The sequence below is a fragment of the Paenibacillus ehimensis NBRC 15659 genome, from assembly GCF_004000785.1.
GTDB lineage: Bacteria > Bacillota > Bacilli > Paenibacillales > NBRC-103111 > Paenibacillus_G > Paenibacillus_G ehimensis.
This window is the reverse complement of the sequence record NZ_BILX01000001.1, coordinates 211,628-233,923: the sequence shown is the minus strand read 5'-3', so window position 1 is coordinate 233,923 and position 22,296 is coordinate 211,628. Positions and strand designations below refer to the sequence as shown.

General features: G+C 57.2%; 17 protein-coding genes. 7 read left to right on the top strand and 10 right to left on the bottom strand.

What is annotated here, in order from left to right; genetic code table 11:
• Positions 1–4: 4 nt before the first annotated feature.
• The 4 genes from PEH01S_RS01045 to PEH01S_RS01030 all read right to left on the bottom strand — a co-directional run bounded on the left by PEH01S_RS01045 (position 5) and on the right by PEH01S_RS01030 (position 6,508).
• A complete protein-coding gene (locus PEH01S_RS01045) occupies positions 5–1,207 on the bottom strand; it encodes a DUF418 domain-containing protein (RefSeq protein ID WP_246062748.1) in 1,203 nt (400 codons plus the stop codon).
• Between the two features lie 154 nt (positions 1,208–1,361).
• Positions 1,362–4,523, bottom strand: a complete 3,162-nt coding sequence (locus PEH01S_RS01040) for an ATP-binding protein (protein ID WP_164827609.1) — start codon at positions 4,521–4,523, stop codon at positions 1,362–1,364.
• 77 nt (positions 4,524–4,600) lie between these two features.
• A complete protein-coding gene (locus PEH01S_RS01035; RefSeq protein ID WP_127483624.1) occupies positions 4,601–6,130 on the bottom strand; it encodes a DUF4153 domain-containing protein in 1,530 nt (509 codons plus the stop codon).
• A 24-nt stretch (positions 6,131–6,154) separates the two neighbouring features.
• Positions 6,155–6,508 (bottom strand): hypothetical protein, encoded by a 354-nt coding sequence (locus tag PEH01S_RS01030; RefSeq protein WP_025844626.1) that lies wholly within the window; start codon positions 6,506–6,508, stop codon positions 6,155–6,157.
• A 154-nt stretch (positions 6,509–6,662) separates the two neighbouring features.
• Here PEH01S_RS01030 and PEH01S_RS01025 point away from each other — a divergent pair, with 154 nt between their 5' ends.
• From PEH01S_RS01025 to PEH01S_RS01015, 3 genes are all read left to right on the top strand, one after another.
• The gene (locus PEH01S_RS01025) at positions 6,663–8,459 is read left to right on the top strand and encodes an ABC transporter substrate-binding protein (RefSeq protein ID WP_025844628.1); all 1,797 of its coding nucleotides are present in this window, start codon (positions 6,663–6,665) and stop codon (positions 8,457–8,459) included.
• 105 nt (positions 8,460–8,564) lie between these two features.
• Positions 8,565–9,116 carry a hypothetical protein gene (locus tag PEH01S_RS01020; RefSeq protein ID WP_025844630.1) on the top strand — a complete coding sequence of 184 codons (552 nt, stop codon included), beginning with the start codon at positions 8,565–8,567 and terminating at the stop codon, positions 9,114–9,116.
• 183 nt (positions 9,117–9,299) lie between these two features.
• Entirely contained in the window at positions 9,300–10,040 is a 741-nt protein-coding gene (locus tag PEH01S_RS01015; protein WP_127483623.1) for a hypothetical protein, read from the top strand.
• A gap of 59 nt (positions 10,041–10,099) precedes the next feature.
• Here the strand turns inward: PEH01S_RS01015 and PEH01S_RS01010 are convergent, their stop codons facing one another.
• Positions 10,100–10,495 (bottom strand): hypothetical protein, encoded by a 396-nt coding sequence (locus PEH01S_RS01010; protein ID WP_025844633.1) that lies wholly within the window; start codon positions 10,493–10,495, stop codon positions 10,100–10,102.
• A gap of 412 nt (positions 10,496–10,907) precedes the next feature.
• On the opposite strand from PEH01S_RS01010, the gene PEH01S_RS01005 reads away from it, so the two are divergent.
• Complete coding sequence (locus tag PEH01S_RS01005; RefSeq protein ID WP_025844635.1) at positions 10,908–12,740, top strand: PAS domain-containing sensor histidine kinase; 1,833 nt, start codon at positions 10,908–10,910, stop codon at positions 12,738–12,740.
• Positions 12,741–12,823: 83 nt separating this feature from the next.
• Here the strand turns inward: PEH01S_RS01005 and PEH01S_RS01000 are convergent, their stop codons facing one another.
• Both PEH01S_RS01000 and PEH01S_RS00995 read right to left on the bottom strand, forming a co-directional pair.
• On the bottom strand, positions 12,824–13,282 hold the full coding sequence (locus PEH01S_RS01000) for a GNAT family N-acetyltransferase (protein WP_025844637.1): 459 nt from the start codon (positions 13,280–13,282) through the stop codon (positions 12,824–12,826).
• Positions 13,283–13,385: 103 nt separating this feature from the next.
• Positions 13,386–15,158: a hypothetical protein gene (locus tag PEH01S_RS00995; RefSeq protein ID WP_127483622.1), complete on the bottom strand. Its 1,773-nt coding sequence runs from the start codon at positions 15,156–15,158 to the stop codon at positions 13,386–13,388.
• Positions 15,159–15,291: 133 nt separating this feature from the next.
• Here PEH01S_RS00995 and PEH01S_RS00990 point away from each other — a divergent pair, with 133 nt between their 5' ends.
• A complete protein-coding gene (locus PEH01S_RS00990) occupies positions 15,292–15,861 on the top strand; it encodes a thymidine kinase (RefSeq protein ID WP_025844640.1) in 570 nt (189 codons plus the stop codon).
• A gap of 62 nt (positions 15,862–15,923) precedes the next feature.
• Here PEH01S_RS00990 and PEH01S_RS00985 read toward each other — a convergent pair whose 3' ends face one another.
• From PEH01S_RS00985 to PEH01S_RS00975, 3 genes are all read right to left on the bottom strand, one after another.
• Positions 15,924–17,162 carry an aminopeptidase gene (locus PEH01S_RS00985; protein WP_127483621.1) on the bottom strand — a complete coding sequence of 413 codons (1,239 nt, stop codon included), beginning with the start codon at positions 17,160–17,162 and terminating at the stop codon, positions 15,924–15,926.
• A 301-nt stretch (positions 17,163–17,463) separates the two neighbouring features.
• Positions 17,464–18,492 carry a phosphotransferase family protein gene (locus PEH01S_RS00980; protein ID WP_127483620.1) on the bottom strand — a complete coding sequence of 343 codons (1,029 nt, stop codon included), beginning with the start codon at positions 18,490–18,492 and terminating at the stop codon, positions 17,464–17,466.
• A 49-nt stretch (positions 18,493–18,541) separates the two neighbouring features.
• A complete protein-coding gene (locus PEH01S_RS00975; RefSeq protein ID WP_127483619.1) occupies positions 18,542–20,980 on the bottom strand; it encodes an O-antigen ligase family protein in 2,439 nt (812 codons plus the stop codon).
• 176 nt (positions 20,981–21,156) lie between these two features.
• Here PEH01S_RS00975 and PEH01S_RS00970 point away from each other — a divergent pair, with 176 nt between their 5' ends.
• Both PEH01S_RS00970 and PEH01S_RS00965 read left to right on the top strand, forming a co-directional pair.
• Positions 21,157–21,636 carry a hypothetical protein gene (locus PEH01S_RS00970; RefSeq protein ID WP_127483618.1) on the top strand — a complete coding sequence of 160 codons (480 nt, stop codon included), beginning with the start codon at positions 21,157–21,159 and terminating at the stop codon, positions 21,634–21,636.
• A 75-nt stretch (positions 21,637–21,711) separates the two neighbouring features.
• The gene (locus tag PEH01S_RS00965; RefSeq protein WP_025844649.1) at positions 21,712–22,290 is read left to right on the top strand and encodes a CatB-related O-acetyltransferase; all 579 of its coding nucleotides are present in this window, start codon (positions 21,712–21,714) and stop codon (positions 22,288–22,290) included.
• Positions 22,291–22,296 lie beyond the last annotated feature (6 nt).

Sequence of the window (22,296 nt, the reverse complement as noted above, 5' to 3'; positions counted from 1 at the left end):
TTCGTTATCCTGCTGATTTTGTTGCCGAAGCGGAAGGGTTGTTCCAGTATGTAAACCCTCTCCAGAGCCATTCGAGCGGACCGATCGAGAACCGCTTGAACCATAAGCGGCTCCACACCATCTGCGCCCCAAACACGGCCAATGCCAGCAGCAAGCCTGCCGCAGGTCCGACCTTCCCGTACCAACCCAGCCCATACCCGTAAAACAGCAGCGTACAAACGAGCGACTGCAGGATATAATTGGTAAATGCCATCCGCCCGACCGGAGCAAAGAGCGACAATGGGCTATGCTGCGGAGAGCGCTTGAACCACAAAGCGACCAAAGCGATGTAACCCAGACCGAGCAGCGGCGAGCCCAGGAGCACCCCGAGCACGGTAAACAAGCTTTTCGCTCCGGCAAATGCGGGTTGATCCGGCAGCGAGACCGCCGCGATATTCGTGATCAGCCCGAAGCCGCCCGCCCACCAGCACAGCTTGCGCAGCAAGCCGGCATGAGCCCGGATGTCGTGAAGCACGCGGCGTTTGGCAAAATAAGCGCCGAGCAAGAACAGGCCAAGAATCTGCGGATAAAACGTAATCTGGTTAAAAAAGCTCATCACCCAGTCTCCGAATCGCTGCCGGCCAATGTCGGCAAACGTGCCGCTGCCGTAGATCAGTTGATCGCGCGCGATCATTTTTTGTACGCGTGCGGCCGTTTCCGGCGAGAGCTTGGGCGTGGCCGGCGCTCCCGTCGCCACCAGGACGGCCGGAAGCAGCAGCAGGAGGGCAATGGCCCAGATCAGCAGCGTCCTCGGCCGGCGTTTATGAAACAAGAGCAAAATAAATCCGAGCAGCGCGTAATGCACCAGAATGTCCCCGAACCAGATCAGAATTCCGTGGATCAGCCCGAAGACAAGAAGCGCCAGCAGCCTTCTGGCGTACAGCCGGCCGAACCGGTTCCCTTTCTGCTCCGCCCGTTCCTTAAACAGAATCATCCCGTACCCGAACAGGAAGGAAAACATGGCCATAAATTTTCCGTCGACAAAAATTCTTTGCAGCATCTTTACCGCTTGGTCCCAGATCCCCGGCCACTGCTCGATCTGCATTTGAATGGCCTGCAGCGAGCTGCTGTAAAAGGTCATATTGACCAACAGGATGCCGAGAATGGCGATCCCCCGCACGATATCGAGAAAAACGATTCGTTCGTTGGCTGAAGTTGGTTTCATCATGATAAGGCTCCTTTCGTAGGTCCGATCGTTCTGCCGGATAGCCGGCTTGCTCTTATCATAGCGGCCAATTCTAAGAAATTTATAAAGCCGGACGAAAGGAAACCATGGAAAACCCCCGAATCGCAAGAGCGACTCGGGGGGTCGGGAAATAGCGTTAGTTAAAAAGTACGGATGCGGGCTTTTCGGGCTTGGTCCCGCCCTGCCCTTCCCGGTCCGGGAGCGCGAACGATACCGTCGTGCCTTCGCCGGGGCTGCTTTGGATGGAGAGACCTTTCCCATATCGCTGTTTCAGCCGCCGGTTCGTATTGGACAGCCCGATTCCGCCTTTGCTTTTCATCGTCAGATTCAGCAGCTGATCGGCCCGTTCTTGTTCCATCCCGATGCCGTTATCCTTGAATTCAATAAGCACGGAGCCTTCGCGGCGGACAATCCGGATCACTACCGTACCGCCCTTCCCTTGACGAAGGAGACCGTGCTTGACCGCATTTTCGACAAGGGGCTGGATCGTCAGCGGAGGAAGCATCAAATCCATGTCCGGCTCAACCTCCCATATAATGGTTAACCTGTCGCCAAACCGTTCCTGTTCGATATACAGGAACGCTCGAACAAGCTCCAGCTCATGGGCAAGCTCCACCAGATTGCCCGAATTCAGAAAATCGAAGCTGATCCGCAAATACGACGCAAAGGCGTCGATTAAATTGCGCATTTTGTCCGTATCCACGTCGCTTAGCACCATAATCGAGTTAAGCGTGTTGAACAGAAAATGAGGATGAATTTGCGCCTGCAAATAAGCGGCTTCCATGCGCAGCCGTTCGTTGACGGATTGCTTCAGCGTGGTTAACGACCAGATGCGGTATTTCAGCTCGAGCGCGTCGACCGGCTTGGTCACGTAATCGTTGGCCCCGGACAAAAATCCGGTGTAGATGTCCGCAAGCTGGCTTCGGGCGGTCAGCAGCAGCACCGGAAGCTCCGAAATGGAGAAATGCGCCCTCACCCTCCGTGTCAGCTCGTAGCCGGACATATGCGGCATCATGACGTCGGCAATCAGCAAGTCCCACGGCTCCGCGTCGAGCAGTTCCAGCGCCTCCCTGCCCGACGAAACGGTCCTGATCTTGTACTGCTCCGTAGAGAGGATGCCGACGAGCACCTTCAGGTTGACCGGATCGTCATCGACCGCGAGAATGTTCATTTTTTCGCCGGCAAAGGACGGCGCTGCGGACGGCAGGTCAGGCCACACGCCGCTTAGGTTCCCGGACAGAATCAAGCCGCCCCCCGCTTTCTCCTCTTCGGCAGTCTGCGGTTGCGGAGTATGCTCCGGCGGGAGGCTCGCCGCAACGGCGATCGGAAGCGCAAAGCTGAACACGGAGCCACGGCCCGGTTCGGAGCGGACCGTCAGCTCGCCGCCGTGCAATTCGACCAGCTGCTTGCAGATGCTTAAGCCAAGGCCGATTCCCCCGCTGTCGCTTCTCCCGTGAGGCCCTTGCTCATACGGCAAAAAGATGCGCGCCCGCGTCTCCTCATCCATGCCGATTCCGCTATCGGAGACCTGAACGACCACCAGCTCGCCGCTGCTTTCGGCGGAGATGACCACCGTTCCTTCGTCCGTATATTTCAGGGCGTTATGTACCAAATTGAACAAAATTTGCACAAGTCTTTTTTCATCCGCCAATACCGGGGGCACCGCATCCGCAATGGCTATCTCCAGCTGAACGGGCTTGGAATCGGTTATAAACCGGAGCATCCCGGCGACGCCGGAGGCGACCGCTTGAATCCGCAGCGGCTCCTTCTGCAGCACGATGCGCTTGTCCTGGAGCTGCGCCACGTCCAGCAGGTCGTCGAGCAGCTGCGACATCCGGCGGCTAATCGTGATCAACAGCTCCATGTTCTCGAAGCTGGCGCGGTCCATCGCATGCTTCTCTTTGGCCGCAACGGTTTGGGCGATATTCAAAATGCCGTGCAGCGGCGTTCTCAGCTCATGGGACGTATTCGCCAGGAATTGGTCCTTCAGCTTGTCGGACGCACGCAGCTGCTCGTTCAGCTTGGCGTTCTCCTCGGCGTTGCGGAAAAACCGCTTGAACCAGTAGGCCGAGAAGCAAATAATGGATCCGATAATGTCGATCGGAAAGTAAACGCTGCTCGCCGGGTTGAAAGGGGTAAATACGCCCCAGGCAATACTGGATACGATGCCCATCGCGGCAAACAGTAAAAACAAAGCGTCTTGATCGTTTCTGGCGACCTTACGGGCGAACAGATATAAAAACCAGACCCCGGGCAACAAATAAAGCAAAGAGAACACTCTGACGTGCATCGAATAGTAAATGAGCGGCGGGGGAGCGACAAGCACAAAGGCCGAGTAGATCCCGAGCAAGGCGCTGTAAACGCGAAACCATCGGATGCCGTCGGCATGATCCTCAAAGCTTCTGGCTAACAGCAGCACGAAGTAGGGCAGCCACAAGTAGGAAAGCAGCCTGATTTTCAGCGCCCATGCAAAATCTATCGGCAGCCAGATCAAAAGCAAGTTGTCATGATCGGAAACGATAGTAATGCCGGCATCCGCAAGCAGCAGAAAAAAGAGAAGCAGCACCTTATGCCGCGGGTTGAAAAAATATAAGATGACGGCGTATAAGCCATGCAGCAGCAGCACGATGAAGGTGACGAGCTGAAAACCGATGGAATACCAGCGTTCGTAGTCAATGGCCGCCTGAGAGCCGAAGCGAATGGACTTAACTATTCCTCCTTTTAACGGATTTTCGTAATTGGCTGCGCGTACTAGCAGTTCGATTTCCTTCACATCGTCCTGCTCATAGGTTGCGGTATAAGAAACTTTTCGCGGCTTGTACTTATCCGCGCTCTCCGCAAGCCGGCCAAATTCGGCTGCCTTCCGGCCGTTAATTTCGATAGCGGACGAAGCCATGATCTCCTGAATCCAGAAGCCGTAAGGTTGGCTTAGCGGCTGATCGACCAAAATGCGAAGCCGGTAGGTCCCGTAGCCGTACGACGATTCCGAGCCTTCCGGCATCCCTCTGCCCCAATCCCCGGGAACCTCAACATAATTGGGATTGCCGGCAGGTTGGCTCCTCGCGTCTTCATGAGAGAGGAGGGCTCCGGGGTAAAATTCCCACTCGCCGTCCAATGCAAGGGAGCGGGAATGTTCCAGGTCCCAGCCTCGCAGATCCAACACGCCTTGAACCGCACTGGGATGATCCGGAGCGGCAAAAGTCCAAAACCAAAGCCACCGGAAGCCAAGGAGTACGAATAGAAACAATAAAATAACGGCACTTACTTTGAGGTATCTTTTATATGGTGTCTGCGTCATAGGTGTAAATTTCGACAAGCGTTCTTGCTTTCCTTTTGCCCGGTCCAATTAATTTCAAGGCCGCCGGGGCTTAAGCGCTAGGCCTCTTCCAACGCCTTCGCCGCTCTCCATTCGGACCAGTTGAATTCCGTCCACGAGGCGGGCTTCCCGCTCTCGATGCGGCTTTGGAAGCTCTGAAGCGCCTTGTCTATCCCCTCGGCCTCCGGATGCTTCCGTTTCAGCTCCAGCAGCAGCGGCACGACCTCGTAGCCCAGGCCGCCCAAATAAGCGGTATCGATCCTGCCCGTCGCCTCGTAGCGCTGAATGTTGCCCCGCGCCACCGCCGCATCGATGCCGAAGTAATTGACGATGACGTACGCGGTCACGGTGACGGCCGCATAGCATCGAAACAGCGGCAGCCGCTCCCGCCACAGCTTGACGAGAGCCAGCACGAACAGAACAAGCAGAAAGATCATGAACGCATGCACGAGCAGCCGTGCCACGGTATAGCCGTAGGCCTCCTCGTACATCGAAAGGCGCAAGTAGGCGGAGCTCAGCATAATGCCGGTGCAGCCGACAAGTACCCCGAGGAGCGCGCGCAGAAACCGCCAGGCGGCGAGTCCCGGACGCTTCACTCCGTACAGCATGATCATCAGAACGGTCAAGTTGATCAGCGTGACGACAACCAGCTCGGCAAAGCCTTTGCGCGCATAGGAAGCGTAGGTAATGCCTTCCGGCAGCTCGGCGGCGCCGCCTCCGAAGAAGTACGAAAACTGTACGAAGGCAAAAAGCAAGTAGACGGCGTTCAGCACTACCAGGATGGTGGCAGCGACGGTCGCATCGATGCGCGGCACCGCCGCCGATGGCGTAACAACGGCCGCCGAAGCGGCTGCCGGAGTTGTCGAACCGGCGGCTACGTCTTCCTCCGCAGCAGCCCGGGACGGCCAAGGCTTCGGTTGAAGCAAGCCTCGCACGTAAGCGAACAAACCCGCCGCGATGCAGGCGATCCATAAGGCGCGAAACAGCGTCAGGCCGAGCTGAAGGCCGCTTGTCAGCTCCGGCAGCCGGGCCAGTGTGCGGTCGAATATGGAATCGGCCGAAGCCAGCAAGGCGACGACTGCGAGCAGCAGCGGGATCGAAACGATCAGCCCGATCAGCACCTTTATCAGCTCTTGGGAGCGGCCTGCTTTCATTTTGAACGATACGGCACGAAAGGCGACGACGACCGCTTGAGGCACGTACCTGAGCGTTTGAACGAACACCTGATCGAGCAAGCGGAAGATGAACGGCGTCCTGAGCCGCCCCTCCGACATATGCCAAGTCGTGTGCGCCACGATCAGCAGCGGCACCGCCAAAGCGTTCAGAACGAGCAGAAGCAGGTTCGAGTGCACCGCATAGGTGAAGGACAGCAAAAGCACGGGAACGGCCAACGCCATGGACGGCTCCAGCCGGAGCTCCCGCTTCTCCCGGACAGCCCAGTAATAATAAACGTAAAATAACAGCACGAACAGCGGAAACGAGACGCCCCACGTTTTTTCGTAAAACAAATAGTGATGGACGACTGCGCAGCCGAGCGCGGCAAGCAGCAGCTTTCTTTCGCTCCGGACCGGAGCGGCTTCCGTCTTCATGAGCTTCCCGAGCCTCCTCTAAGCTTATTGCAGCACGGCGGTTTCTTGCCTGCTTTGCCGGATTTGCCGGCTCCATCGGTTAGCCCATTGCCGCAAGTCGTAAGAACTTGCTTGTTCTATATCATCGATATTCCCAGTGAGGTCGCGCAAAATTTCCTCGTCGTCCACCTGCAGCAGATCGAGCAGATCCTTGCCGTGAATACGCCCGTAAGCGAGCCGGGCCAGTGCGAAAACCGCCCTCCGCAATTCCTCGTCGGTATGCGCCGCATTCACGGCCGCTTCGGCCTCCGACAGCAGTTGATCGCCCCAGGCGACCGTAAGCGGAAGCCGCTTTACCCCTCGAATTTGCTCTTGATCGGACCATGAAGGACAGTACATCCGAATTCCTCCTCGTGATTGAACTATTTTCCAATTCGCTATAAATTTGTCGAATTGCCCATCCACGTTTATTGTAACTTGAAAAACACGAATAAAAAGAGTAAATTTTGAAATGTAAATTTCATATTTTTTCAGAACGCCCGGAGGTTGTCCTATGAAGCTGGCAAATCACTATATCCGCCTTCGCGAGCAGTATCCGCATATCGCCGAGCGGCAGCCGCACCTCGTGAATCTCGACGAACTGGCGGCCGTTCTCGGCTGCACGCACCGCAATGTCGTGCTGCTGCTCAAAAAAATGCAAAGCGAAGCCTGGCTCGATTGGCTGCCGAAGCGCGGGCGCGGTCAAAAGTCCGCCCTGACGTTCTACAAACCTGCCGAGGATCTCATACTCACGATCGCGCAAGAGCTTGTCGAGCGCAAAGATTTGCGTGGCGCGCTGGAGCAGCTGAACGTCTCTTCGCCCGAAGGCTCGCTACGGGACAGCTTCCACCGCTGGCTGGCTGGCTATTTCGGCTACAGCAGCGAGATGCAGGGCAGCAAGCGCTTCGATACGCTGCGGTTCCCGCTCACCCAGTCGCTGCTGTCGCTCGACCCCGCCACAACCAATTTCCGGACGGAAGCGCACCTCGTGCACCAGCTGTTCGATCCGCTTGTGCGCTACAACCGGCTGACCCAAACGATCGAGCCGCATATCGCTCACGCTTGGGAGGTGAACGAGGCGCGGACGGTCTGGACGTTCCATTTGCGCAAAGGCATTCAGTTCCATCACGGCAGGGAGTTGACCGCGGACGACGTAAAGTATACGTTCGAGAGGCTCAAGCGGCTGGCGGCCGGCTCGCTGTACAGCTGGGTGCACCGGCAGATTGACCGCGTGGAAGCGGCCGACCCGATTACGGTCAGCATCCGGCTCTCCGAGCCTTGCGAGCTGCTGCTGCAATACGCGGGCACGAACCGCGCCTCCATCGTCCCGGCCGAGGTATGCGAGGAGCTGGGGGACCGCTTTGCGCTCGCTCCTGTCGGCACAGGTCCGTTCAAGCTGACGCACTTGGATGCGTCCATGTGCGTGCTCGATGCTTTTCCCGCTTATTTCCAAGGGCGGGCGCATCTCGACCGCGTAGAGCTGTGGCATATTCCCGACATGCAGGTGCAGGGCAGCGAGCGGACGCTGGAAAGCTTTCAAATTATCCACAACTATCGTCTTCCCGACGAAGCTTCCGAAACCTGGCAGCAGGTACAGCAGCCGGGGGCTACGTGCCGGTTTCTGACCTTCAACCTGCTGAAGCAGGGGCCGCTCAGCGACCCTGCGCTGCGGGGCGCCGTATGCGCCGCCTTGAACCGCCGCAAGCTGCTTGAGCGGATCGGCGGCGACGCCATCTATACCGCCGACAGCTTTATCGGGCACGGACACGGAAGCACGGTGCCGGAAGCGGAGCCGCTTGCCCACGAGGCCGGCCGCATCCGCGCGCTGCTCAAGCGCTCCGCCTACGACGGCCAGCGGCTGACGCTGTGCACGATCACCCACTATGAGCCGGATGCGCTGCATGTGCAGGCGCTGCTGCAGGAAGCCGGGTTTGCCGTGGAGATCAAGCTGCTGACCGTGGAGGAGTTCAAGAGCGAGCAGCGGCTCCATGCCGATCTGCTGCTGTTCTCCATCATGCTCGACAACGATGCGGAGCTCCGGCTCATCGACTTGTACAAAAGCATGCAGCGGCATTTGGAGCCCGCGGTCAAAGCCAAGGTCTCCGCATTGATGGAGGACACGCTGCGCGAGCCGTCGTCCAGCCGCCGCTCGGCTCTGCTGCAAGCGATTGAAGCGCACTTGACCGCCAAGCAGGTGCTTCACTTTTTATATTTCAAACGGCTGAAAACGATCTACCATGAATCCGTCAAAGGGATTTCGCTGGATGCGCTGGATTGGGTGCAGTTCAAAAACATCTGGTTTAAGCCGTGACTGACGGGCGCGTTCCGGGGCTTTGACAACGCGGGGATTATAATTCGAGGCTTCCACGAATACAGTAGTAACACAACCTTAGGTTCGAAAGGGGACCCGAGCGACGTGAACAAGCCGAGCCATTTCGTGTATCGAAACGCGAGATACGGATTTACCCTCCGTTTCCCCGCGTGGTGGAGGACGTACGCGGTCATCGACCGGCACAGACGGAGCCGCGAAACGGAGTACGAGCTGCATTTCCGGTTCAGGTACAAAGGCAAAGTGTATGACGACGCGCTGGCCATTCTGGTGTTCCGCATGACGCGTAAGGAATGGAACCGCGAAGGCTACGGCGATTCTCCGCTCGTCTTCCTCGCGGAACACGGCGGCCGCGTGTTCGCCTATATGACGCCCGAGGAGCTTCCGGAAGCCTTCTACGATCCGAAGACGAACGACTACGATTACAAAACGTACGGAGCGGCCATCCGCCTGCTCAAGCGAATGGTCAATCAGGACGCTCCCCGCATCGCCGGTTCGATCCGCTTCCTTCCTCAGGCGAACACCGCCCGCTCGGTTCCTTACCGCGCCAAGCACGTTTGCGCCGCCGCAACCGGAACCGGGGCCCGAGGCAAGCAGCGCTGCCGAAACGGGAACAAGCGCTTCTCCTCTCGCTATTGAACGATTCGCCGGCCGGCGCCTTTCTTCCAAGGTCCCGGCCGGTTTTATTGTTGCCCCAGCCGGGTAAGGGTTTCGTAAGAGGACGCCTACGCTCTTGCCGCTGCGCAACTTTCTGACGAAGGCGTGCGTCCATTACGTTACACACACCCTGCCCGGTCAACCGGACGAAAGGAAGTGACGACGATGGTTTGGCGTTTGCTGCTCTGCCTGCTGCTGCTCGTACTGCCCGCCTGCAATGCCAAAACGGACCCATTGAAGACAGGAAATACCGTTATCGATTGGGTGGATTTCGTCAAGCTGAACGGAAAGGAATATCACGGGGTCTATGAAGCGGTGGCCGCCTCCCCGGACGCGGTGACAGATGAGGTTGTCGGCATCGTGAAGTTCAGGGTCGAGGGAGCCGTCACCAACCCGAGCTATAAGACGAAAGACGGGGATGCGGCGTTTTTGCAGGAAGGCACGCGCCTTTACGCCGTCAAAGGGTACCCGGACCACTCCCTGATTGCCGCCAAGGCGGACAACGAAGCGGGCGGCTACAAGCTGTACAGCGCAAGAAACGCGGATGGCAAGCTTGCCCGCACCTGGAGCTACAAGGACCTTCCGGCCGAGCGGGTGACGCGGATCGACGTGTATGTTTACTCCAAGCAAGCGAATGCCTGGCAGCGGTTCCGTTCGCTCGAAAGAGCCGACACCGGGCTGTTCATGGAGCTGCTCGGACACGGGCAAAAGAAAGAAAGCTACCGGCCGGCCGTAACCGGCGGAGACCCGAAAGAGTACCGCATCGTGTTTCAAACCGGGGAACCGGTCGCGCATAAGCAGAGCTTGTTCCGCGACGACAACAACTATTACTTCCATCCGTCGGATACGGAGGTGCTGCCGGAGGAAATCGGCCGGTTCCTGACGCCGCGGATGCCGCAGTCGTGATGGTTTTAAGCGGGTATCCCGTGCCCCGATATCGGCTGCAGACAACGGGCCTGCCTTCCCTAGGAACGGTCCCGCTTTTTGCGGCCGTACGTTCTCACCCGGGAAAGCGTCGGCTCCTCCGGCGCGGGCGGGCCCGTGACGGCTTTCGCGGCAGCGGCTTCCCGCCCATTCCATTCGCCCGCCGCGAATGCCTCGGGGACGCCGCCTTCGCGGCTGCCCGTCTCGTTCGCGAAGCGGCTTTCCAGCCGAAGCTCCAGCTGCTCCACCCGTTCGATAAGACGGGCGACCGTCAGGTCTAGCCGGGCCGTTTCGAGCCGCAGCCGCTCCAGCTCCGGCTCCATGACGCTTTCCGGCTCCGCACGCCCATCGATTCCCGATCCGTTTCCTTGAGGGCTATGCGTCAATGCTTCAAGCTCCTGTGGCGACAACAAGCTTTTCAGGTCCTTTCCTGTCATTTCACTTCCGCCTCCTTGGATTCACCTTAACGCGATTATACCTTTGGACGTGACGTGCCAAGCCAAGGTTACACCTAAATTTCCCATCGTTGTAAAAAGACTAAAAACGACATGTCCGACATAAAAACGACACCTTCCCTAAAGCTGCGAAAAGGGCGACTGCGTCCTTCGACGCCGTTCGCCCTTGATTTCGTTGTCTTTATGGCAGGTTGGTTGGTCATCTATAAAATTCCTGATGAAACCCTATATGTTATATTATCATCCCATTTTTATTATAGCAATTCAAAAATTAGGTAGACATTTCGCCCCATTTTTGCCGCTTGTAAAAAAACGGGACCTTCAAAAAAAGGAATTGTGTTGATTTTTGACGAATGTTAACTTTCAGCCTAAAAAAGTGGAGGGAGTCTCATTCATGAACGATTTGCTCGCATCGCCATTCGTCCCGGAGCAGTTGAAAACCAAAGCGGATGGGACTTTTTCACGAATGCTTGTCGATCTGGCGCTGAAAAGCTTCGCCAGCCCCCACACCGGCTCCCTCCTGCTCGATCAGGACTGCAACCTGCTGATGGCCGGCGAATCGCTCGGCAAGAAGCTCGGTTACAGGACCGAAGAACTGGAGCGGATGAATCTTCAGACCTTAGTGCATCCCGGGGAGCTTCTCCTGTGCATGCACCATATGAGCCAGCTCGTATCGGGCCAGCTCTCCCGCTACGAAACCGAGATGCGCTGGTTAAGCGCGGACGGACAAACCTTATGGATGAGCGTTTATGCGGTCGAGCTCAAGGACGGCAGCGGCGGACCAGCTTACATATACATGCAAACCCAGGATATCACCGCACAAAAAGAGGCCGAAGGAGCGCTTCAAGAATCGCTCATCCGCATGACCTCCATGCTCGAAACGATTGCCGACGCCTATATGATGCTGAACCGAAGCGGAGAGCTCGTCTATGTGAATCGGAACGCCGAGCAGCTTTTGCAGCTCAGCCGGGAGCATACGCTCGGACACGGCATTCGGGGCACGATACCGGAGTGGCTTGGAGCAGGCTTTTACAAAGCATGCTGGAGGGCGATAGAAGAAGCGGTTCCCGTCTTTTATCACGATTATTATCCACTGGTCAAAAAGTGGCTGGAAGTCAGCTGCTTTCCTTGCAAGCCCGGCTTGTCCGTCTTTATCCGGGATATTACCCGGCATAAGGAGCAGGAGGAGACGCTTCGCGCGACCAAGCAGCAGCTTGATTCCATGATTGAGCATGCTGCGGACACCATTGCGATTCTCGACGCGGACCTTCGGCTGACCAAGGTGAACAAAGCGTTCATCGCCTTGTTCGGCTATAGCGAAGCGGAGCTCATCGGCGAACGTCCGCCGAACATCCCGGAGGAGCTGTGGATCGAGTCGGAGCTGCTGTTCCGCAAAGCGCTGCAGGGCAAGCAAATCTCCAGCTTCGAAACGAAGCGCAAGCGCAAGGACGGCACGCCGATCGATATGAGCCTCACGATCTCGCCCGTTGTCGGCAAGGACCAGGATATTACCGGGATCTGCATTATTGGGCGGGACATCAGCGAAAGCAAGGCTACCGAGGAGCTGCTGCGCAACTCGGAGAAGCTGTCGGTCGCCGGGCAGCTCGCCGCCGGCATTGCCCATGAAATCCGCAACCCGCTGACCTCGCTGAAAGGTTTTACGCAGTTTATGAAGACGGCCGGGCATTACAAGGAGCACTACTTGGACATCATGTCGTCGGAGCTGACGCGCATCGAGCACATCATCAGCGAAATGCTGCTGCTGGCCAAACCAAGAGCAGCCATCTTTCATTATAAGCGGATCGGCCCCATTCTCGCCGACGTCCTCTCGCTGCTGGAAGCGCAAGCGAATCTGAACAACGTCAGTTTCAAAACACGGATCAAGCCGGACCTGCCTGCGGTTCGGTGCGAGGAAAACCAATTGAAGCAGCTGTTCATCAATATCGTGAAAAACGCCGTCGAAGCGATGCCGCTGGGCGGAACCGTGGAGATTGTGGCGGCCTTGGCCGAGCCGGGCATGCTGGCGATCGCCTTCCGGGACGAGGGCGACGGCATTCCCGCCGAGCTGCTTCAGCGGATCAGCGAGCCCTTCTATACGACGAAAGAAAACGGCTCGGGACTCGGTCTGATGGTGAGCCAAAAAATCGTCACCGAGCACAAAGGCCGCATGGCCATCGCAAGCGAAGCCGGTGTGGGAACGACCGTGACGGTAACGTTACCGATTTAAAGCATGCAAGAACCGGCCGCAAGCAAAGGCTCCTTTATCTGACGATAAGGGAGCCTTTTTGTTCACGCGAGCGTTCGCTGTGCTCAGCTCAAAACCTTGTATCTCGCTTCCGTTTCCCCATCGATGATCCGGCCGGTCGTCACAAAGCCTACGCGCTCGTACAGCTTCCCGGCCGCCTCATTGTCCGGCTTATAGCTGATGACGATCTCGGGAGAGCAATCCTCCTGACGCATGATCAGCTCCAGTCCCAGCCGGATCGCAGCCTCGCCGTAGCCCCGGCCTTGAAACTTTTTGTCGATCATCAGCCGCACGATCCAGTACAGCCCGTCTTCCGGGTCCTTGCCGTACATGAAAAAGCCGACCATCGTATCTTCATGATAAATGGAGAGCGGCGTGTACGATTTATCGTAGGCGGCTTGAATAATCGAATACCAGTTGGGAGCCACCATCTTCCGCTGCTCCTCCTTCACCTCCAGCTTCACGCAATCTTCCCAATTGTCCTCATCAATGGCTTCGAATCTTACCTTCGTAGCGTTCGTCAAAAGCGTTTCCTCCTCGCGTTAGTCTACAAGACCCATCATACGGGAAACGTAGCCGGAAGCGTAGGGAAGGTTCGGTTATAAGCCGTTTTTTCAGTTTTACGGTCTATATTCCCAATTTATTGTAATATTTGGCTCGTAGGTTGTGCAGCTGCTTTTGCCTTTCCAATTGCTCGGCATAGCGTTCCATATTGCTGTCCATCAGCCCGCCAGGGCGAAAGGAGTCCTGCTCCGTTTCATCAGACCCGGGGATGGGGATCGGGGCAGAGCGGCGTATTCCCCTCGACTCTTCGTCCGATGCGATCCGGTCCAGCTGCTGCCGTTCCAACGCTACTGCGTACATTTGCTCCAATCGCCGGGGGAGATTGCCGACGTTTTGCTTAGCCTGTTTTAAGTTATGCTCGTCTGTCCAATTCGCATAGACAAAGGCGGACAATTTCGTGAGTTCGCTTTCCATCTCTTGCTTGTATTGGCTGTCAAGATCGGTTTTCCCATCCAACCATCGACACGCTTCCAAAAGCCGCCCTTGCAGCTTGTTCATGATCAATAGCGGGATATTCTCATGTCCGTGCCTCTCGCCCAATCCGTACTCGCTTCGAAACGGGTTTTCCGTTCCCTGGATATTAATGTACTCCTCCATATTGGACCATGCTTCCAAATGATCCTGATCGTCGATATATTCCATTAACTCGCTTGCGCTATCCGTTTTCGTGCCCTGCTGCATATGAAAAGCATGACCGAGCTCGTGAGTTAACGTGGAGAACGCGGGAGCAATCAGCTCCTTTCCCCCGGTATCGATGAGCCGATTCCCGTAGTAATAAGAAGATTCCTTTAAGTCGGACGGCATCGTCACCTTCACATCGGTACCTTGGCCGAAAGCATAGTACTGCTCAGGCTTCCCTTGCAAAATCAGCTTCACGCCCACCTGATCCGGCCTTTCCCGCCGCATATTGTCCAGAGCGGAAATCCGCTCCTGCTTGGTCAAGCCGTCAAGCCTGATCTCCTTGTACTTGTCCCTGTCTTTCGGCTGTCCGGACAGCCTCTTCAGCTTGGCCTGTTCCGTATGATCGCCTGCCGGCGAGGCGGCCGCAGATGCTCCAACGTCTTTGGCAACGGAAAAAGGGGAAATTTCAATTTTTTTATCCGATTCGTTGATTCGTTCCAGCAACCCCCGGCCGAAATGGCTTTCCAGCATTCGCGAGAATTCCGTGAGCATGCGCATCCTAAAGCCTCCGTGGCCCTCCTTCTCCACGATGCGGACACTTCCGCGGTCTTGGATTAACTTGCCCCACATCCCGCGCACCTTTCGTTGGGCTTCCTCGTCGAGCCGATCAAATCCGGCAATGGGGAGATCGCTGTCTTCGGCTGCAGCATGGCCGCCCGTCACCGATTGCTGAACCAAAGCATGCCGTTCGCCGTGAAGCAGGTCCATGAGCGTTCTCATAGGGGGGGCTTCCGGGTCTTCTTCGAGATCGTCCGATTGCCGATTCATAAACCAACGAAAGCAGGCCCGTTCAATTTCGGAGAGCGTGTTGATTTTAGTGGAAAGAGGGGCATCCTCTGCTAATTCGTTATACTCGGCAATGCGCTCTGTGAACTCGTCGTCCAAGGTGATGATCATCGGGGAAATGTTGATTTTGCATTGGACCGGCGGATGGTCATGGGTAGGCCGGGAACCGGTCAAATAACGGATCGTCGCCTGATTTCCACAACGCCGCTGCATCTGCGCGACGAAGGCGGGAGCCGAAGCAAGCTGCCGCGCCGTGTTAGCGCTGCCCGGGCGCTGCGCAGAAAGAGGCTCTGGCGGAGGGGAAAGCCGCGCCGTTTTTTCAAGCCCCGGCGCTAATTTCCGAACATGGCTTCCTGTGCTTTTCATCAAGATCACCGCTTCTCCAAGCTTTGTAGCCCTCATTGTACCATATTTAACCAGCATAAAGGGATAACCTGTACCTCCCCTTCAACTTATGCTATGATAAACTTCGTGATTTCTCAGGGAGAGGCGGACTAGAGGCGTGGCCAAGCTATATTTTCGTTACGGAACGATGAACAGCGGCAAGTCGATCGAAGTACTGCGCGTCGCACACAATTACGAGGAGCAAGGCAAGAAAGTGCTGCTCTTCACCCCTGCGGTGGATGACCGGGACGGCGTGGGCGTCGTCGCTTCCCGCATCGGGATGAAGAAGGACGGCATCGTCATTGACGATAGCCTCGACATGATCGGAATGGCGGCGGCCGAGCGGCCGAACTGCATTCTGATCGACGAAGCGCAGTTTCTGAACAAGCAGCAGGTGCTGCAGCTCACGGAAATCGCGGATACGCTCGGCATTCCCGTCATCGCGTACGGGCTGCGGGCGGATTTTCTCGGCCAGCTGTTCGAGGGCAGCTATCATCTGTTTGCGCTGGCGGACAAAATCGAAGAGATCAAGACGGTCTGCTGGTACTGCGACCGCAAAGCGACGATGAATATGCGCCTTGCCGACGGCAAGCCGGTATTTGAGGGCGCGCAGATTCACATCGGCGGCAACGAAAGCTATTTGCCGGTATGCCGCAAATGCTACTCCATGCAAAAAAACCAAACGTAAAGTCTATCCACTGCATACAAAAACGGAGCGAAGCGCCTCGGCGCCTTGCTCCGTTTTCCGTTTTAGACGGGCAGCGCCCAGTTGCCGGCGCGGAATACCGGCTCCCGTACGCCGTCCTGCGTAATCCCGTCGATGTTCATGTCGGCCGAGCCGATCATGAAATCGACGTGCACGAGACTGCTGTTCGCCCCGTGTTGGGACAGCTCCTCTTCCTTCATCTCCGTGCCGCCGTCCAGATTGACCGGATACGCTTGCCCGAGGGCCAGATGGCTCGATGCGTTCTCGTCGAACAGCGTGTTGTAGAAGATCAGATTCGTATTCGAGATCGGCGATTCGTGCGGAACCAAGGCGACTTCGCCAAGCTTGCGCGCTCCCTCGTCCGTGTCAAGCAGCCGCTTCAGCATCTCGTAGCCTTGATCCGCCGAGAAATCGACGACTTTGCCGTCCTTGAACGTCAGGCTGAACCCGTCGATAAGCTGGCCTCCGTGATTAAGCGGCTTCGTGCTGCGGACCACGCCGTTGACGCCGTCCTGCCGGGGCATCGTAAATACTTCCTCCGTCGGCAGGTTCGGGTTGAAGAGGATGCCCTTGGCGTTCTCTTTCGCGCCGCCGAGCCAGACGTGCTTCTCCGGCAGGTCCACGGTCAGGCTCGTGCCCGATGCTTCGTAGACGAGCTGCTTGTACCGTTTCTCGTTCAAGTAGCTCACGGTCCGGGCCAGGCGGGCATTATGCTCCTTCCAGGCCTCGACGGGGTCGTCCGCGTTCACGCGGGTCGCTTCAAAAATACGCTCCCACAGAGCATCGAGAGCGGCCTCCGGCGAGAGATCGGGAAATATTTTCACAGCCCATTCCGGGGTGGCGTAAGCCATCAGCGTCCAGGACGCGCGGTGCGCCATCAGCTGGCTGCGGTACCCTTTCAACGCGGTAGAAGCTGTCTTGTTCGCCGTAGAGACCCGCTCCGGGTCGACGTCCTTGAGCAGGTCCGGATTCGGCCCGTAAAATTGAATAAAGGCCGCATCGTTCTCCGCCAGCTCCTGAAGGCCTTGCGCCTTCCACATCGGAAATTCGTGAAACGCTTCCATCGGCGCCATCTTGTATTTGATCCGCGTCAGTTCCTCGTCGTTCCACTCCACCATGACATTCTTCGCGCCGGCCTCATAAGCCTTGACGGCGACAAGCCGGACCAGCTCCGCGGCGGCGACCGGGGCCATTACGACCACCGTTTGTCCCTGCTGTACATTGGCGCCTACCCGAACGGCCAGCGTTGCATATTTCTCCAGTTTTTGGGCAAATGTGCTCATTAAGATTCCTCCAAAAATGAAAGGTTGTCCTACGTTCCCAGTATAACGGTTTACGCTCCATTTTACCAAATGATGTATACCGAAATAAACCCAAAAAAACCAGCCGCGAACGGCTGGCTGCGAATTCCCGTTATTTTTTCGTTTTGGACTCTGCCACTTCCGAGTCTCGGTTGTTGCCGGGCTGCGACTTTTTGCCGTTGTTGTTGGCATTGTCTCGGGACATTGGGACGCCTCCTTCCGGGAATTGGGATTCGCCCGTAGTGTGTCCGATCGGCCGAGCCGCCATACACGAAAACGTACTCTATGCCCACTCCGCCAACAAGCGGTCAATTAACCGCACGAGATCGGCGGCCCGGTTCGGCGCATCCGCCGCCCCGTTCAGCAGATCGAGCAGCGCGATCAGATCGGCCAGCCTGGACTTCAGCTCCCACCGCTCGGGCAGCGCGCCGCCCTCCTGCACGTAGCCGCGAATGAAATGACGCCCGAACTCGGAGCCCGGCGGTTCATAGCGAAGCATATTGCCGATGTCCACCAGCGGCGGACCGGCAAAGGCAAACTCCCAATCCAGCACAGCCGTTACCTCATACCCTCCGGAGCCATCCGGCGCCAGCAGCACGTTCCATCCGTTAAAGTCGGAATGAATCAAGGCGTACACCTTCGGCTGCTCCTCCAGCAGCCCGCCATGACGCTTGCATAGCGCCCACAGCGCTTCGGTCCGGCGGGGACCGAGCAGACGGCCGGCCTCGCCGTGCATCAAGCTCTGCTCCGCGAAGCCGACGAACATCGCTTCGTCCAGCCGTATCGGCGTGCGGATCTCAAGCTCCGGGCCGAAGAGACCCGCGGCCGAAAACGGGAAGGCATGCACGCGCGCCAGCGTTCTCCCGAGCGCTGCCGCCGCGGAAGCGAGCTCTTCTTGGGCAGCGGTCAGCCGCAGGGACGACAGCAGCTCCCCGTCATGCCACTCAAGCAGCGCCCAAGGCCGCGGGAAGCGGGAGCATGAGGCATCCGTGTAGAGGAAGGCTGGAACCGGAACCGCGGGCCGGACCAGCCGGGCAATAGCCTCCTCCTTGCGGAGCACGTCCGCATCGTCCCGATAAATGCGGAGCACATAGGACCGATCTTCCCCGCGCATGCGGATTTTATAATTCGAATTGCTCAGCCCTGCGCCGAGCGTTTGCGCGAATTCGACGGACCTTCCGGGGAACGCCGGCTCCAGCAGCCCGTTCAGCTCCGCCAGACTTAAGCGTACGAACGGCTCCCCCCGCTCCCAGCCGGCTTTCTCCCGCCATCGCTCCTCTCCCGGCGCAGCGTTCTGCCGCGAGTCTTCCATGCCGCCACGGCTCCTCTCCCCTTAAGTGCTCCGGCGCGGACCGGCTGCCTTAGGCTCCCGCCAGCTTCTTGAGCTCCTCGGCTTCGTTCGGATCTTTGGCGACCAGCTTGTCCACCCACGCCTGATCCGTCTTGCCCTGCTTCTGCAGCGACGCCACGTACCAGCGCGCGATATACCGATGCACTGAGGAATCCATGTTGTCCGACAAGGCCGGCCGCAGGATGTCCGCCGCTTCGGCATACTTGCCTTGGTCGTAGGAAATTCTCCCCAACACCAACAACATCGGTTTCGAGATCTCGAAAGGAGGCACGCTGATCGAAGACGGGATTGATTTCAGCGACTCCCGTTTTTCCTGCACGTGCTGATAAATGCCGACGGCTTTTTGATAATACGCATCTCGTTCCGCCGTTTTATTCGCCTCTCCCGCAGCGTATCCCAGCTCGTACGAAAGCACCATCGCCCGTTCGTACCACATCATATCCCACGGGTATTTCGGGATCGACTCGCTCGCAATCGCCAGCGCCTGCTGGGCATTGTCCTGCACCGCCCATTGGTACCGGTTCTCGTGGATGCCGTGCGCATTAGGCTCGTTTTCCATAAACCGGGCGGCGAGCTGCTGCGCTTCCTGCAGATACTGCTTGTCCTTCGTCTGATTGTACACGTCGTTCAGGATCCGAATCTTCAGCAGCGCATAATCCGCATTGGTCGAATGAAGCTCCATGGCGTTATCGATGAAGCCGATAAACTTTTCCAATTGGACGGACTCCTGCGAAAGCTCGTGATACGCCTTGCCCGCTTCGGTGTTCGCTTTCAGCAGTCGAATCGATACGACTAGCATGCACAAGCTCAGCAGCAGGATGAACCCCGGGTAAATCCATTTCGCTTTTCCCGATGCGATCGGCAGCTCTTGATCCTTATTTCCCGGCAGGGCAGCGCCCGCCAGCAGTCCTCCCAAGCTTATAAAGACAAGCGCGGACAAGTAACCGTAGCTTAAATCGAAGTCCATGAAGCTGTGGGCAAGGATGGACGCCAGCACGATGAAATAAACGAAATGACGCCTTCCGTCTTCCGTCTCATGCTGCTTGATATAATGACGCACGTAAAAGTACGCGATGCAGCCGATAAAAGCGAACAGCAGCAGCGCGCCGACCCAACCGATATCCGTCAAGGTCTGGAACAAAAAGTTATGAGCCTGGTTCGAAGCATAGCCGTAGCTTTGGTGCGATTGATACAGCGCGGCCCATGCCCCGCCGCCCTTCCCGAACAACGGCGCTTCGTTTACGATTTGCATCGCATCTTTATAAAAATACCCCCGCTCCTGCACGCTGTGCTGCTGGAAGTTGATGCTGGCAATCCGCTGCTGCAGGTTCTCCGGCAGCAGGTTCAGCACCCACTGGCTGTTCAGCACGACCGCAATGCCGATGCCGCCGACCAGCACGATCACCAGCGGGAACCAGAGCCGGGCATACCGAAGCTTGAACTTTTCCTCCAGCTTCCCGACCGCCGGAGGCACGTATTTGTGAATGACCGCCGACAGCAGCGCTACCACAACCGACCCGGCCGCCAATTGAAGCCAAGCCTGCGCGGACAGCGCTGCGTTCGAGGTCTTGAACAATTCCGCTCCGATCCGCGTACTGGGCCCGGACAGGATGAAGGCGGCCGCCGCCGCTACGCCCAGATTGAGAATCATGACGATTTGCCCGGACAAGCGGATGAAAGGCAGCAGCGCGAGCAGCACGACCGGAAGCAGCACGAGACCGCCGCGGGACAAGGTCAGGATGAGCGACAGCAAAGCCGGCGCCAAAATCAAGGCGTTTCCTGCGGCTGCGGCCCATTTGGAGGAAGATGCGATCATATACAGCGCGCCCAGGATGATGGCAATCAGATAGGCGGCATAAGAGTTGGCGTAAGTAAAGGAAGACGTTAAGCGCATGCCGTTGCTGTCGGCTATGATGACGCCTGGAGCCTGAATGTTGCCATACCAGACCAGCAGCCCATAGATGACGAGCGCGTACCCCGAATACAGAATGCCGTACTGAACGAGAGCCGCCCCTTTCTTGTTCCGGGCCAGCACCCAGCTGATCACAAAAAACGCCGCATACATGATCTCGGCATACAATCCTTGAAGGGCCAGGTACAGGGATGCCGGACGGGTCAGCACGGGTATGAGATAAGCGAGCGGAATAAGCCATACCGCCAGCACCAGCATGTCCCGCTTGCCGGTCGCTTTAAACGAAGTCATCAAAAACAGCGAAGTCAGAAACAAGGCGATGTAAACAAAAATGTAGGAGCTGTACAGCGGGAAGTTGTAGAAGATGTTGTTCCCCGGCTTGGCTTCGTAGGAAAACATCAGAAACAATCCCTGGTGAAACGGGGCGATGAACAGAAACAAAAGGACGAATCCGAGCACCGAGTAGAAAAGCAATGACCCCTTTTCCTGCTCCCGGCTTTCCAGCCATTGCTTTCTTGAAACATAAGGCGTGTTCATTACGATAATTCAACTCCGTCTGTATGATGGGAAAAGGCGGCAAGGGCCCGTTCTCCCCCATTCATTAGACGCACCGGAACTGGATAATGTTTCTATCCGATCCCCGCATTTCATCATTTTCCGGGACAGCGCATAGGTTGAACTAGAAGAAGTTGCAAGCGAAAGGGGCGGGAGCCATGATGACCCGGGAACATGGGTTCAAGCTCGGAGTGCTCGTTTATTTGCTGATTTGGTTCGTCGGGAGCTTCTGGATGACGGGCGCCATCCGCAGCGGCAGCGTCACGCATTGGCTTGGAGTCAAGCTTCTTCCCCCCGTCGCGGAGTACGCTTACTATGCGCTTGCCGGAGCGATCGGAGGCACCATGTACGGAATGCGCTTGTTCTTCGAATATTACGACAGCATGACTCCGCGCTGGTACTGGTGGTACCTGCTTCGTCCGATCAAGTGCGCCGGGGCGGCCATGATGACGATAGTCTTGTTCAAGAGCGGCATTATGCTGCTCCAGACGGGCGCCTCGATGGAAGCGAAGATCGGCATCGCGTTTCTCGTCGGCTTCGGCTACGGCAAGCTGATGGATAAGCTGCGGACACTGACAGAGGCGCTGTTTAACGGAAACGGCAGCGGCGGCAAACCGGGGGAAGACTCGCCCAAATAAGCTCCTCCGGTGTGCCAAGGGCCGCGGAGAATGAATATCCTAGCATATCACGACCCGGAAGGAGGTGCCTGAGCGATGGATAGCCAATCTCCGATCGAGTCGCTGCGAACTCAACTGCCTTCGAGAACGGTAGAGAACAAAATTTATATCGGGGAGTTCACCTACGGCCATCCGGATATCCGGTCTTGGGGCGAGAGCAGCATCCTGATCATCGGCAAGTTTTGCTCCATTGCGGACAAAGTGACGATTTTTCTCGGTGGAGAGCATCGGCCCGATTGGGTGACGACGTACCCGTTCAACTCCTTGATGCCCAAGTACTCCTTCATTACGGGCCATCCGAAGAGCAAAGGAAATGTAACGATCGGGCACGACGTATGGCTTGCCTCGGGAGCGACGATTTTGTCGGGGGTTACGGTCGGGCACGGAGCGGTCGTCGGAGCGGGCGCCGTTGTCAGCAAGGACGTTCCTCCCTATGCTATCGTGGCGGGAAACCCGGCCAAGGTTATTAAGTACCGGTTTCCCGAAGCGACGATTCAGCGCTTGCTCCGCATCGAATGGTGGAACTGGCCGCTGGACCAAATCGAACGGGCCGTCCCCTTGCTGCTGTCGACCGACATGGATGCTTTTTTCCGCTATTGCGATACGGTCGGCTAGCCGCTT

Excerpts from the sequence above, each read along its gene's own strand:
- PEH01S_RS00985 (WP_127483621.1), bottom strand. The coding sequence starts at position 17,162 with ATGAGCACATTTGCCCAAAAACTGGAGAAATATGCAACGCTGGCCGTT.
- PEH01S_RS01025 (WP_025844628.1), top strand. The coding sequence starts at position 6,663 with ATGAAGCTGGCAAATCACTATATCCGCCTTCGCGAGCAGTATCCGCAT.
- PEH01S_RS01040 (WP_164827609.1), bottom strand. The coding sequence starts at position 4,523 with ATGACGCAGACACCATATAAAAGATACCTCAAAGTAAGTGCCGTTATT.
- PEH01S_RS00970 (WP_127483618.1), top strand. The coding sequence starts at position 21,157 with ATGATGACCCGGGAACATGGGTTCAAGCTCGGAGTGCTCGTTTATTTG.
- PEH01S_RS01045 (WP_246062748.1), bottom strand. The coding sequence starts at position 1,207 with ATGATGAAACCAACTTCAGCCAACGAACGAATCGTTTTTCTCGATATC.
- PEH01S_RS01035 (WP_127483624.1), bottom strand. The coding sequence starts at position 6,130 with ATGAAGACGGAAGCCGCTCCGGTCCGGAGCGAAAGAAAGCTGCTGCTT.
- PEH01S_RS00980 (WP_127483620.1), bottom strand. The coding sequence starts at position 18,492 with ATGGAAGACTCGCGGCAGAACGCTGCGCCGGGAGAGGAGCGATGGCGG.
- PEH01S_RS01015 (WP_127483623.1), top strand. The coding sequence starts at position 9,300 with ATGGTTTGGCGTTTGCTGCTCTGCCTGCTGCTGCTCGTACTGCCCGCC.
- PEH01S_RS01030 (WP_025844626.1), bottom strand. The coding sequence starts at position 6,508 with ATGTACTGTCCTTCATGGTCCGATCAAGAGCAAATTCGAGGGGTAAAG.
- PEH01S_RS01005 (WP_025844635.1), top strand. The coding sequence starts at position 10,908 with ATGAACGATTTGCTCGCATCGCCATTCGTCCCGGAGCAGTTGAAAACC.
- PEH01S_RS00975 (WP_127483619.1), bottom strand. The coding sequence starts at position 20,980 with ATGAACACGCCTTATGTTTCAAGAAAGCAATGGCTGGAAAGCCGGGAG.
- PEH01S_RS01010 (WP_025844633.1), bottom strand. The coding sequence starts at position 10,495 with ATGACAGGAAAGGACCTGAAAAGCTTGTTGTCGCCACAGGAGCTTGAA.
- PEH01S_RS00965 (WP_025844649.1), top strand. The coding sequence starts at position 21,712 with ATGGATAGCCAATCTCCGATCGAGTCGCTGCGAACTCAACTGCCTTCG.